Here is a 12,049-nt window from a genome sequence, read left to right as displayed (position 1 = left end):
GCAGTGAGATTAGCAAGTCCACCCAAAAATCGTAACCACACCGAACTATTGTAGTCATCTACCAAACACCAGGAGGAAACGCGCGTTTCCTCCTGGTGTTTTTGGACGTGACATACAGCCTCCAATGAGGGCATGGTGTATATATCACATTTGATTCATTACTTGTATGAACATTTTAATGCTATCTTCCACCTTTCCCTACCCACCAACGCGCGGGGGAACCCAAGTCAGGACATTTAATTTACTTAAATACCTAAGTCAACGCCATACTGTTACTCTGGCGACTCAACGCGAGGGCGATGTTACAGACGCAGAAGTAGCAGGATTACGCGATTGTGTGGATCATCTAGCCATTTTTGAACGTCCGCCAGATTCTCGAACCACCGGAATATTGCAGAAAATACAGCGATTTGGGAGATTTTTGCAGCAGGGAACACCACCAAGCGTACTTAACCGCTACTCAGTTGAGATGCAAACATGGGTTAATAACTGGGTGGAAGCGGGAAAATGTGATGTAATTACTTGCGAACATAGCGTCAATGAAATTTATGTGCAGCCACATTTTCAGAAACAGCTAAAAACCATCGTTAATGTTCATAGTTCTGTTGATGCTACCTGTCGCAACCAATTAGCAACAGGCATTTCCGAAAATTCACTCAGAGATAAAATCAATCTGCCACTTTTGCGGCGTTATGAGCAAAACTATTGTTCTAAATTTTCGGCAATTGTCGCCACAACAGAAGAAGATAAAATTCAACTACAAGAATTTAACCCCAATAGTGAAATTACAGTTATTCCCAATGGCGTAGATTTAGTTTCTTTCCCCAACCGTACCACCGATCCAGGTGGACACCGCCTAATTTTCATCGGTGCAATGGATAATTTAGCAAATATTGATGCTGTCTGCTTTTTCAGCAACGAAATTTTGCCAGAAATTCAAAAATTGTATCCCGATACAACTTTTGATATTGTCGGTTCTCATCCCGTAGCAGAAGTTTTAGCACTTAATAAAAAACCAGGAATTAATGTGCTTGGGCGTGTACCTTCGATGGCAGAATATTTACATCAAGCCACCATCTGCGTTGTACCGATGCGGACTGGGTTTGGTATTAAAAATAAAACTTTAGAAGCAATGGCAGCTGGTATACCTGTAGTAGCGAGCGATCGTGGCTTAGAGGGATTAGCTGTAGATGCTGCTAGTCATCCATTACGGGCATTACGAGCCAATAAACCGGCAGAGTACGTCACTGCTATTAGTCAACTATTCGATCGTCCACATCTGCGTTCAGAATTGTCTCACAACGGCAGACAACTGGTAGAAACACAATTCACTTGGGATATTGCTGGTAAAAGCTATGAACAAGTTTGTTTTGGCAGAGAGTAATACTAATTAGTCATTAGCACATACATAAAACTTTCTTGTCTCTGTGGGACAAATATGTGTAGAGACGTTGCAATGCAACGTCTCTATAGTAAGTTGTGCAAATTATCTTATCTAAATCGTATTGGTTTTTAGTTAGCTGGTGAATAAGCACATCAATTATTGTAAAATCTAGTCGAACAACCTAACACAAGTAATTTCTTCTGCTTACGTTTCTTCTTATTTTTGAGATTAGTTAAATAATTATCAACGTAGCGAAAAGCAGCTGCACCGTCGTAATCAGCAATAGCGATAGCTTGCAAGAAAACCTTTGAGGGAATTTCAAACCCTAAAAATTTTTCTGTTAAGATTAATAAATCTTCATCTGTGGCAGGAAAAGTAGTTTCTTCTGCCCCTTCTGAATCAGAAAATATATCATCAATTAATGCTTTATACACTTTGTACCTCCCCAAAAGCATAAGATGCAAAGCCTGTAATGAAGTTTAGCTGCTGATCGCGAGTTTGTAAGTTAACAGGGAGTTCAGTACCAGGACATCCGATTTCCCGTAAAATTTCCAAACAATAAGCACCGAGTTGAGTGTATGGAGCTTGCTCCAATTCTTGAGCTACTTCTAGAGCCATCTCCAAATTGACTTGGATAACCGTCTTTACAGGGTTGGTCATAAATCCGCCCTAATAAACTGGATGCTCTAAGTTTTGATCACAAGCACAAATAGCGTAACGGTGTTTTTGCGGAATTTATGAAGAGGGTAAATTAAAGTATCAGCGCATTTGCGGTAATGTACCCAAAGTTATGCAAACTAGGTCCAGAGCTAGGCAATTTCTATCTAAGTTCGATGTCTGTCTAAATGCGTATAAATATGTACAAATATTCCCAGATTCAATATTATTGCCAATATACTTACTTTTTGTGGGATAGACCAAAAAGCCCATCCCACCCCACAATATTGGATAATTTATTTATTATAAATCCCTGATATCTAGTTTTGCAGAGTAGTTTAACAACAAAGGCAGAAGACAGTTCTTACAGGAAGAATACTGTCCTCAGCAAGGGTTTAAGTTAAGAACACCAATATCTCTGCCACATTTGGATTGCAATATGGTGGGGATCTGTCTCTTGTGCGTCTGGTGGAGAAGCCACTACCAAATTGTATCCCTGCTCCCCCCTGCCTTCTTCACGCTTTGACCTTAGCTTTAGACCAGACACCATTTTCATCTTGATCATATTGCTGGTGAATAGTCTCCCAAGCAGCTTGTTCGGCTGCGATCTCGTCACTTTTTTCTTTGAATACAGCATTATAGGGCTCAACGAATGTACTCTGGGCTTCATCAGAAAGATGAGCGCGAACTTCAAAAGACAAGTCTGTTGGACTGTTGCACTGTCTAGAACAAGAACGAGCCATTTTCTCAATCGTGTGAATTTCTTCACCACCAGCATTTTTGAGCAGCAATTGGAACTCGCCGATGCGATCGCCCGGAACTTCTGCCATCACGAAAAATTCGCCAGCTTCTAAGCGAGTTTGGTTGATAGCCGCTTTATCTTCTGGCATTCCCAAAGTAGTAAGAACCGATACTAGACCGGCACCTGCACTACCTGCGATCGCTCCGCAGCTCCCAACAGCACTGCACCAATAGGCCCTGCTGCTAGGATTGGGCCGACAAAGGGAATAAACAATACGCCTACACCCGTAAGCAAACTGAGAAAGGAACCAAAAACTGCTCCTGTTCTCAAACCTCCGAAAATCACATCTTTTTTACTAATAAAGCCAGCGATTCTGGTTTCCGACTGGAAATTTCTGCCCATGCACCGAAATACGATCTCTAGGCACACCCCTGTCTAATAAACGTCGAATTACATGATCAATTTGCTTCTGCTCTTTGAATACAGCAGAAATAGTACGTTCTGCTTTATATACTTCTGGCACTTATACTTCTGGCACTTAAAAACTCCTTGTATTACGTTCTTTTTGCAATGAAGATGACCAATCCATTTTATACAGGCACAATAGGGTTCAGTTAAGAAAATTGTAGGTTGGGTAGTAGCTTGCTTTCTTGCAAGGGTACAAAGTAAAACCCAACAAAGTTCACGGAAGTGTTGGGTTTTGTTCCTCAACCCAACCTACTAGCGCGGCAAGCTTAAAATATTGGGTTGAGTAATCATAGAATAGTTTTGGACTTTCTAGGTTTTGTGAACCCAACGTTTTAAGGATGACGTGCTACTACGTAGAAGTTGAGTTCTAGGCTTAACTGAACTGTATTGGATGCAGGCAGATTAATTCTTTCACATCAATTGAGGGAAGAATTAATCCTCCCTCAGCTATCCTTGACTCAGATGTTATGAGTATGAGCTATACACCTACGGGAGTCTTAGCCCCTTCTGCTGGCTGTCTACCATCTGCATCTAGTGCCTCGCCTTCAATAAATGAACGCAGCATCCAAGCTATCTCTTCATGCTGTTCCAACAGTCCAGTTAAAAAGTCAGCAGTTCCTTGATCGTGGAACTTTTCACCAGACTGATCCAGATGGTCTCTCAAATTACGAATAACCTGCTCGTGATCGTCCACTAAATTAGCTACCATCCCTGTTGCTGTGGGCACACTACCAGCATGTTCCTTGAGGGTAGCAAGCTTGAGAAATCCCTCCAATGAGCCAACTGGATAACCACCCAAAGCACGAACCCGCTCTGCCAAAGCATCAATATTTAGAGTCAGCTTTTGGTAGTGTTCTTCCCAAAGCTGGTGCAAAGAGCGGAACTGAGGGCCAACGACATCCCAGTGGTACTTTTTGGTTTTCACCAGCAGTAAATAGGCATCTGCCAAATCTTGATTTAACAGATTAATTACACCTTGACGCTGTTCGTCCGTCAAACCAATGTTTATCGCACGCATTGTTTTCCATCCCTAAGCAAAGTTATCTATTAATTTGCCAAATTTTCCACAGAATCCACATCAACCAAAGGAAATATTATAAGTTTAGATTAATTATTACATTACATAGTTATACCTATGCCTTAATAGGTAGTACCATTCAGTCGATAGAGAATTTAGCAATTAGCTACATTTCTTGTTTTTTATCAGCTAAAAAAATAGATAGAAATATTAATATAATAAGTAGTAATGGGCGATCGCGTAAACGCGATCGCCCATTACTAACAAAAAATTACCAAGGTATTAACTTTGTTACTTACCTGTAACTTTGTCCAACACATTCTTTATATTTTCTTCCACAGATTTTGCACCCTGAGAATTTTCAGGATTCTTTTGCTTGTCAATATCGGCCGCTCCCTGAACCTCATTGAGTCCTTGGCTAGTCTCCTTTTGAGTCTTTTTCAATCCTTCTGGTGGTTCTGTAGCAGCTTCGTCAGTTTTGCGCTGAATGTCAAGCAGTTGTGTAGTACCTTCGGTAGGATTACTTTGGTAGCTATCGATTGCAAAAGCAGGAAAAGCGTTAGAGAATAAGACTAGCGCACAAGTAAAAGCCACTACTAAAAAACGTACTGGACGGAAAATAGATAAAACGGAAGCAATCATCTTCATTTGAAATCCTCGATAACAGCTTTTAACAACGCAGAACTTTCACTGGAAGAGCGAAGCATATACCTTTACTTAGGAAATTTAAGCAATAATAAAACTGGCAAGCTCCGCTTCAATCTAGAAGTTCTTTAAAAACGAACCTGACGAAGAAACTTTTTTGTATTTCTGCATCGGATTATTAAGGGATAATAAGCAAATACCACCTTCATTATTTCACAAAATCATTAGATTTCATAATTGAAATCCTTTATTTTAGGTTCCCTGTTTACACTTTTACTTTGAAAAAGCTCAGGTCTGCATCAATCTCCAGAATGAAGTTTGCTGCATCTTTAGTTGCAATAAAATCAGTCTCTAGGTATATCGACTTAATCTAGTTTTGGCAGGTTAATGGCTCTACTATTTATGTTCAGTTATCTCAACTTTATCCAATCAGTAGAAAGACTTTTGCCGGATCTGGCGTTTACTGCTTAGGGACTTCCAGTTAAAAAAACATCCCATCATAGGGGCACAAAGTAGCCTGTTGACTCTGTGGCTTTTGAGGCAATTTTTCGTCATGCAGTTTATATGTCGTCAAATTCAGTAGAAAATCGTTTTCTACTAATGATGTATCACTAAGAACATCAAATCAGATGTTCCTAGATTACATTTTTTTATGCTGACTTTTTGCTTAATTTACACCAATCAGCATTGCTAAACCCCTACAGCGCAGATATATTTACCATCAAAATAATCATTAATCTAAGCCGAAAAGACCTATTTTCGTAAAGCATACCATGATTAATTTGTACAGTGCATAAGTCAATACTTTTCGGATAAACCCAATAATCTCTCTTTTGGTCTGGGAAAAGGTTACTGGGCTTGGGGTAAAGGTAAATTCAAACCGCAATCCCATTCCCACTTTCACCCGAAACCCGAAAAGTATTGGAACCACTATAAGAGTTTTTGTACAAATTGCCACTGCACTTAAGGCAACTTTTACCAATTGCAGACAACCTGAATAAAGCAGTCTAATTCTTTCTTAGGGCATATAAATCTGTAAAAATCCTCTCATTTTTAAACTTGATAAGTCTTCCTTATTACCTTTTCTATTGAACTTACCCGATGGAACATTTCTATTAATTCATGGGATCTTGTTTTTCGCTTTGCCAGCAGCACTTTTAACGGCGTTAAATAATGAACATCTGGGTCATGTTCTAAAGCAACTTCGGCTGCTTGCAAGACTTTTGTCACATTCTCAAAAATATCTTCGTTTTCAAACGCTTCTTTTGCAGAAAGTTGGTGTAACGCTGCATCGGGTACAGTTGCTCTACCCAGTAAGGTTTCATCTAACACCAAACCTTTCAATAATATCAGCAAAGCCGCATAGATTAAAAAATCATCACAACTATCACAAGCCTTAAATTCGATGCGTCCCACTTCAGCCGGAATGCGGGCAATTTTTGTTAAGGAAGGTATGCTATCAATTAGTTGTTCTTGTTTTTGAACAAAAACTAAGGCTGCTGGCCTTTTTCCGGTTCTGATAAAGGTTCGTACCGATAGCCCATCCCATAAACTTCCGTTATAAAAAGGGGAACTATAACTAAAAGGGACAATATAGGGACTGTAATAAGTCAACTTTCTGCCAATATCAATCACACGTTCAGTAGACAAATTTGACACTGAAATATTTAAATCTGGTCCATAAGTCAGCATGGGAATATGGGCAGTTTGTTTTTCAGGAGAAGCTTGTCTTCGTCTTACTTCATAATCATTTAATGGAGGCTGAGGCTCAAAAACAGTTTTGTAAGGATTAAAACTAATTAAACTTGGTGAGAAACCAAAGTTAGCAGCCACCTCGCATAGTGAGCGAAAACTTTCTGATAATTCGCTAATAACAGCTTCAATATTAGAGTGTATGGTTGTTCTAATTTCGATGCCTTTAGGTAGACAGTCAATTGGCTTGTCAGAATCCACGAACCTTTCAAATCCCTCAATGTACCATCTCTTCTGTTTGATACCAGCGTCCCCGACCCGCAGTTGAGGATAGTCACTCTGGTATGTGGGTAGCTTTTCAATAATTTGATTGAAATCAGCAAATTTTGTGTGGGAAAAATCAGCAAACTTTCCTTCTTTGTTTAGAAAAGCGACTTCATGCTCAATGCCAAATAAAAACATTATGTATACCTTAATTTTTTAGAGCTAAACTAATTTCACTAATGCCAAGCGATCGCAATCCCATAGAGAAGCAAGTAACATCAGTAAACGATTCATTAGAGAAAAGCGTCGGCGATATTTAGCTGGCAGGTTCGCATACTTAGAAAACTCCATTATTCTGTAGGGCAAATTACAGTCTTGAACCTTATGATCCTTGATATACTCCAATCGAATTCACTTTAAGTAGAAAAATTCTCAACAATGTTACAAATGGATTTTACCTTAAGACCGACTATTGCGATTTGAAAACTTCTCTGATTTATTTTTCTGTGCTGCTTTCACTATTTTCATAGTCACTGGTTAGGGTAGCGTAGTAATGACTGAGGAAAGCTTGAGACATAGAGTTTATGACAAGTACCGTTCAATCCCCCTACAGCAGCGAACAGATTGCCGCTTGGTTGCGTGGACTGCTTACTATTGCTTGGGCTGATGGTAATTTTGACGATCAAGAACAGGAATTAATTGCCAGCATCACCAAAAATGAATTAGCTCCTAAGATTAAATGCGACTCTCTAGAGATAATTACCCCAGAGGAATTAGCCGCAGCCTTGGGTAAAGGTACACCAGCCGCAGAAAATTTCTTAAGGACAGCGGTGATGGTAGCGATCGCAGATGGTACTTATTCTCCCAGCGAAGATGAGGTTCTGCAACATTATAGTTTTGTAGTTGAGTGAAAAATCTGATTCTGTTTTTGGGAATACTTGATTTATTCACCTGACTAATCTAGAACTCAGGCATTATCAATATGAAATGGATGAAACCATCTCTATATTTTGTACCCTTTTCCTTACCTTTGTATTTGCTTTCTGGTTTAACAGCACAGGTACAAGCTCAGTCGTACCATTCCAACAAAACTTGGCAAGTTAGTCAAACATTTAAGCCACCACAGCGGGTAGAACCTCCCGCAAGTGCTGGTGGTTCTACCCGTAGTAGCTCTTGCCTAACAGGTAAAAACACTGATAATTCGCTTAATACCTCCAGATAAATTAGGGCTGACATTTACTCAAGTATTTAAGTAGGGTAAACCGAAAAAGTAGGTAGTCTAGCTTTTTCTAAAACAGTAACAATTGTTGCTGATATAACCAGGCGATCGCGTTAATATTTTGGACTTAAGCCCGATCTAACTCCAATAACTCCTTAATAATTCGTAATTTATGATATGAAGCAACTAAGTTGAGTTGTGGAGTTCAAAATATGATTTTTTCTAAAACTGAGATTCAATTACACCCAAAAGACAAATGACAAACAGAAACAACTTTCAAAGATTAGTAGAACTTGCAAATGATTATGGAATTATTTGCGAACCAACACCAGAAGAATGTTTGATTGCATCCTTGCCTGGAGACGATGATTTCTTATTAGCTTTTACTTGGTCTGGTACTGTTGAGGGAGAGCCGCCAGAGCATGAATTAATTGCAATTAGTGTACAAGATATAGTCAAAGAAGTTACCGTTGCAGCTTGGCAGATTCCTTTTTATTTATTCGGAAATGTTTTAAGGCAAGCTCAGATGCTTGTCACTGCCCACAAAGATTTTGTTAGCTAAGAGACAAGCTATAGCTAAAAACTGGTATCCCTGTCATCTGTGGCAGGGATTTTTATTTGAACTTAAACTGGCGCACTTAGTACAGTTCATCATAAAAAGGGTACGGAAATCTTAACTGTAGTAGCACGTCATCCTTAAAACGTTGGGTTCACAAAACCTAGAAAGTCCAAAACTATTCTATGATTACTCAACCCAATATTTTAAGCTTGCCGCGCTAGTAGGTTGGGTTGAACTTAAGTGTTACCCAACAGAGGCAGGAATGTTGGGTTTCGTTCCTCAACCCAACCTACTAGCACGTCATCCTTAAAACGTTGGGTTCACAAAACCTAGAAAGTCCAAAACTATTCTATGATTACTCAACCCAATATTTTAAGCTTGCCGCGCTACTACAACTACAGCTTCCTCTCGTATTAACTACAGAAGAAGCTGTAGTTAGTAATGTTCCTAGTTTGATAAGTAATGCTTAAGTTGTTGTGACTAAGGCTTAAACAATAGTTATCAATGTTCCAGGTGTTATAACTAACACTTAAGTCGTTGTTGCTACAGCTTAAGCTGTTGTTAAAGATGCTTCTTCTGTAGTTAATAACGTTCCTAGTTGGATTAGTAACGCTTAAGTTGTTGTTACCGAAGAAGAATACATGCGTCAGTCGCCAGAAAAAGAAATTGAATTCTGTGCGATTGGTGGATGAATCGTGGTCTAAAGCCCCCGACTTCAGTCGTGGAAGAAAAGAAAAGTATTCCTTGCTTGAAACCCCTGACTTCAGACATGGGGTATTCTGACCGGAGCAACGGAAACGTCTCCGGCTTTGCTCCTGAATTCTAATTTCTGACTCCTTTTCATTACGGCTGAAGTTGTACTTATAAACGTTCAAGTTGTCGTTAAGATACAAGAAATTAATCTTCTCAGTTTTTACCTTCTATGTCTAAATTTTTAACCGCCTGCTACTTAAATGCTACTTAAAACGCTAGCCTTGAAGAATCCAGCCACTTACATACATTGCATCATGTTACCTAAACCCAAAAAGCACTGGACACCTTCAAACTGGGCAAGTTGGAAGCCTTTTGGCATTGGCGAACAGTATCCTAACAACTATTGGGAAGTATTTCGGGCAATTTGGTTATCTCGTGACAAACTACCATACACGTGGAATATCCTAAATAAAGGTGTCTGCGATGGTTGTGCTCTCGGAACAACCGGGATGAAGGATTGGACTTTAGATGGTATTCATCTTTGCAATGTCCGGTTGCGGTTGTTGCGGATGAATACGATGCCAGCTTTTGACGCTGTGCTATTGGAGGATGTTTCGCAGTTGCAAAATCAAAAAAGTGCCCAATTACGAGACTTGGGGCGACTTCCTTATCCGATGATTCGTCAACGAGGGGAAAAAGGCTTTCGCCGTGCCAGCTGGGATGAAGTTTTAGGGGTAATTAGCGATCGCATCCGCGCTACCACACCAGACCGTCTCAGTTTCTATGTTACCAGTCGCGGTACTGTCAACGAAACTTATTATGCTACCCAAAAAGCTGTGCGGGCAATGGGAAGCAATAATATTGATAACGCTGCCCGCATTTGCCATTCTCCCAGTACGGCGGGACTGAAAGCTTCTCTGGGTGCTGGGGCTACCACCTGTTCTTATAAAGACTGGATTGGTACTGATTTATTAGTCTTCATTGGCTCCAACGTTGCCAATAATCAGCCTGTTACTGTTAAATATCTCCATTACGCCAAGAAAGCTGGCACTAAAATTGTAGTTATTAATACTTACCGCGAACCAGGAATGGAGCGCTACTGGGTGCCCTCAATTGTAGAAAGTGCCGTTTTCGGTACAAAGTTTGCCGAAGACTTCTTCTTAATTAATATGGGCGGGGATATCGCATTTTTGAATGGCACTATTAAACATATAATTGCTAACAATTGGGTAGACCAGTCATTTATAGATTTATATACAGATGGCTTTGCCGAACTCAAAACATCTTTAGAAAATCAATCTTGGGAAGAATTAGAACGGCTTTCTGGAACATCCCGCGAGTCAATGTACGCCTTTGCCAAAATGGTCAAAGAAGCTAATAAAGCCGTATTTGTTTGGAGTATGGGTATTACCCAGCATGAATGCGGTGAAGATAATGTGCGAAGTATCATTAATCTAGCTCTCACCAAAGGTTTTGTCGGTCGGGAAGGCTGCGGTTTAATGCCAATTCGCGGTCACTCTGGCGTGCAGGGTGGTGCAGAGATGGGATGTTACGCCACAGTATTTCCTGGTGGTAAACCCATCACCTCAGAAAATGCTGCCCAATTGAGTCAACATTGGGGCTTTGAAGTGCCGACAAGTAAAGGTTTAATTGCTCCAGAAATGATTAACGCCGCATATCAGGGACAATTAGATGTGTTGTTTTCTGTGGGTGGGAATTTTTTAGAAGTACTGCCAGAACCAGATTATGTAGAAGCGGCGCTGAAGACAATACCGCTACGGGTACATATAGATATTGTTCTCTCTAGCCAAATGTTAGTGGAACCTGCTGATACTGTGGTGCTGTTACCTGCGACGACTCGTTACGAAATCTCAGGAGGAGTCACAGAAACTAACACCGAACGCCGGGTAATTTTCAGTCCAGAAATTCCGGGGCCGCGGATTGGAGAAGCGCGGCCTGAGTGGGAAGTATTTTTAGAATTGGCAAGGCGGGTAAAACCAGATTTGGCAGATAAACTAGCTTTTGCTGACACCGCTGCTATCCGTCAGGAAATTGCTCAAGTTGTCCCGCAATATGCTGGTATTCAACACTTACAGCAAGCTGGCGATCAATTTCAATATGGTGGCTCGCATTTGTGCTTTGGTTGGAACTTCCCGACAGCGGATGGGAAAGCACACTTTGGCGTATTATTGCCACGCCAAAGAGAATTACCAGAAGGTTATTTTTTATTAGCAACGCGCCGAGGCAAACAATTTAATAGTATGGTGCAGGAACGCAAGGATGCAATTACTGGGGCGATGCGAGAGGCGGTGCTAATGAATGCTGCTGATGCTGCACAGTTGGGTTTAAAAGATCGCGATCGCGTCATTCTTAAGAATGATTTAGGCGAGTTGTTATGTCAAGTCTACATTGCGCCAATTCAGTCAGGAAACTTGCAAGTACACTGGCCAGAAGGGAATGTGCTACTCGATAAAAGTAAGCGATCGCTTGAAGGTGTACCTGATTATAATGCGATCGTGCGGTTGGAAAAAATCTGAATCAAGTCTCATTTTCCCAGTTTTAACAAAATTACTTGCATTAAGACTACCGCAAAGATGAGCATCTCTGCGGTAGTTCTGAGTTAACCACTATTAAAGGAGAGCAAAAGAAGCCAGGTCTAGCTTAATTTGCTACTTTCAGTTATCCCCAATTCTAGAAAGCCATTGAAA

The 12,049-nt window shown here is 40.4% G+C and carries 10 protein-coding genes and 2 pseudogenes; 5 read left to right on the top strand and 7 right to left on the bottom strand.

Annotated elements, in window-relative coordinates; all coding sequences use genetic code 11:
* Nucleotides 1–166 precede the first annotated feature (166 nt).
* Nucleotides 167–1,384, top strand: coding sequence for a glycosyltransferase family 4 protein (locus tag HWQ58_RS09870; RefSeq protein ID WP_292861023.1), 1,218 nt, complete (start codon nucleotides 167–169; stop codon nucleotides 1,382–1,384).
* Nucleotides 1,385–1,536: 152 nt separating this feature from the next.
* Here the strand turns inward: HWQ58_RS09870 and HWQ58_RS09865 are convergent, their stop codons facing one another.
* From HWQ58_RS09865 to HWQ58_RS09835, 7 genes and pseudogenes are all read right to left on the bottom strand, one after another.
* Nucleotides 1,537–1,818: a hypothetical protein gene (locus HWQ58_RS09865; RefSeq protein WP_292861020.1), complete on the bottom strand. Its 282-nt coding sequence runs from the start codon at nucleotides 1,816–1,818 to the stop codon at nucleotides 1,537–1,539.
* Nucleotides 1,811–2,044 carry a hypothetical protein gene (locus HWQ58_RS09860; RefSeq protein WP_292783841.1) on the bottom strand — a complete coding sequence of 78 codons (234 nt, stop codon included), beginning with the start codon at nucleotides 2,042–2,044 and terminating at the stop codon, nucleotides 1,811–1,813. The genes HWQ58_RS09865 and HWQ58_RS09860 overlap by 8 nt, the downstream gene beginning before the upstream one ends.
* A gap of 512 nt (nucleotides 2,045–2,556) precedes the next feature.
* Nucleotides 2,557–3,306 (bottom strand): annotated as a pseudogene (locus HWQ58_RS09855) (ChaB family protein).
* A gap of 423 nt (nucleotides 3,307–3,729) precedes the next feature.
* Nucleotides 3,730–4,269 (bottom strand): Dps family protein, encoded by a 540-nt coding sequence (locus tag HWQ58_RS09850; protein WP_292861017.1) that lies wholly within the window; start codon nucleotides 4,267–4,269, stop codon nucleotides 3,730–3,732.
* 291 nt (nucleotides 4,270–4,560) lie between these two features.
* Nucleotides 4,561–4,917, bottom strand: a complete 357-nt coding sequence (locus tag HWQ58_RS09845) for a hypothetical protein (RefSeq protein WP_292861014.1) — start codon at nucleotides 4,915–4,917, stop codon at nucleotides 4,561–4,563.
* A gap of 1,050 nt (nucleotides 4,918–5,967) precedes the next feature.
* Nucleotides 5,968–7,068: a glutamate--cysteine ligase gene (locus tag HWQ58_RS09840; RefSeq protein WP_292861011.1), complete on the bottom strand. Its 1,101-nt coding sequence runs from the start codon at nucleotides 7,066–7,068 to the stop codon at nucleotides 5,968–5,970.
* Between the two features lie 24 nt (nucleotides 7,069–7,092).
* A complete protein-coding gene (locus tag HWQ58_RS09835; RefSeq protein WP_292861008.1) occupies nucleotides 7,093–7,221 on the bottom strand; it encodes a hypothetical protein in 129 nt (42 codons plus the stop codon).
* Between the two features lie 233 nt (nucleotides 7,222–7,454).
* Here HWQ58_RS09835 and HWQ58_RS09830 point away from each other — a divergent pair.
* The 4 genes and pseudogenes from HWQ58_RS09830 to HWQ58_RS09815 form a co-directional block, all read left to right on the top strand.
* Nucleotides 7,455–7,754: pseudogene (locus HWQ58_RS09830) on the top strand (nitrogenase); the annotation flags it as partial.
* Nucleotides 7,755–7,861: 107 nt separating this feature from the next.
* Nucleotides 7,862–8,092: a hypothetical protein gene (locus HWQ58_RS09825; RefSeq protein WP_292861005.1), complete on the top strand. Its 231-nt coding sequence runs from the start codon at nucleotides 7,862–7,864 to the stop codon at nucleotides 8,090–8,092.
* 253 nt (nucleotides 8,093–8,345) lie between these two features.
* Nucleotides 8,346–8,651, top strand: a complete 306-nt coding sequence (locus HWQ58_RS09820; RefSeq protein WP_292861002.1) for a hypothetical protein — start codon at nucleotides 8,346–8,348, stop codon at nucleotides 8,649–8,651.
* 1,004 nt (nucleotides 8,652–9,655) lie between these two features.
* Nucleotides 9,656–11,878, top strand: coding sequence for an FdhF/YdeP family oxidoreductase (locus HWQ58_RS09815; RefSeq protein ID WP_292860999.1), 2,223 nt, complete (start codon nucleotides 9,656–9,658; stop codon nucleotides 11,876–11,878).
* The last annotated feature ends 171 nt before the right edge of the window (nucleotides 11,879–12,049 follow it).

Source organism: Nostoc sp. LPT, from assembly GCF_017115165.1.
Lineage (GTDB): Bacteria > Cyanobacteriota > Cyanobacteriia > Cyanobacteriales > Nostocaceae > Nostoc.
Note: the sequence above shows the minus strand (reverse complement) of the source record. Positions and strands in the feature narration are given on the sequence as shown.

Coding starts and splice junctions, on each gene's coding strand:
- HWQ58_RS09815 (WP_292860999.1), top strand. CDS start 9,656: ATGTTACCTAAACCCAAAAAGCACTGGACACCTTCAAACTGGGCAAGT.
- HWQ58_RS09840 (WP_292861011.1), bottom strand. CDS start 7,068: ATGTTTTTATTTGGCATTGAGCATGAAGTCGCTTTTCTAAACAAAGAA.
- HWQ58_RS09870 (WP_292861023.1), top strand. CDS start 167: ATGAACATTTTAATGCTATCTTCCACCTTTCCCTACCCACCAACGCGC.
- HWQ58_RS09845 (WP_292861014.1), bottom strand. CDS start 4,917: ATGAAGATGATTGCTTCCGTTTTATCTATTTTCCGTCCAGTACGTTTT.
- HWQ58_RS09860 (WP_292783841.1), bottom strand. CDS start 2,044: ATGACCAACCCTGTAAAGACGGTTATCCAAGTCAATTTGGAGATGGCT.
- HWQ58_RS09825 (WP_292861005.1), top strand. CDS start 7,862: ATGAAACCATCTCTATATTTTGTACCCTTTTCCTTACCTTTGTATTTG.
- HWQ58_RS09850 (WP_292861017.1), bottom strand. CDS start 4,269: ATGCGTGCGATAAACATTGGTTTGACGGACGAACAGCGTCAAGGTGTA.
- HWQ58_RS09820 (WP_292861002.1), top strand. CDS start 8,346: ATGACAAACAGAAACAACTTTCAAAGATTAGTAGAACTTGCAAATGAT.
- HWQ58_RS09835 (WP_292861008.1), bottom strand. CDS start 7,221: ATGGAGTTTTCTAAGTATGCGAACCTGCCAGCTAAATATCGCCGACGC.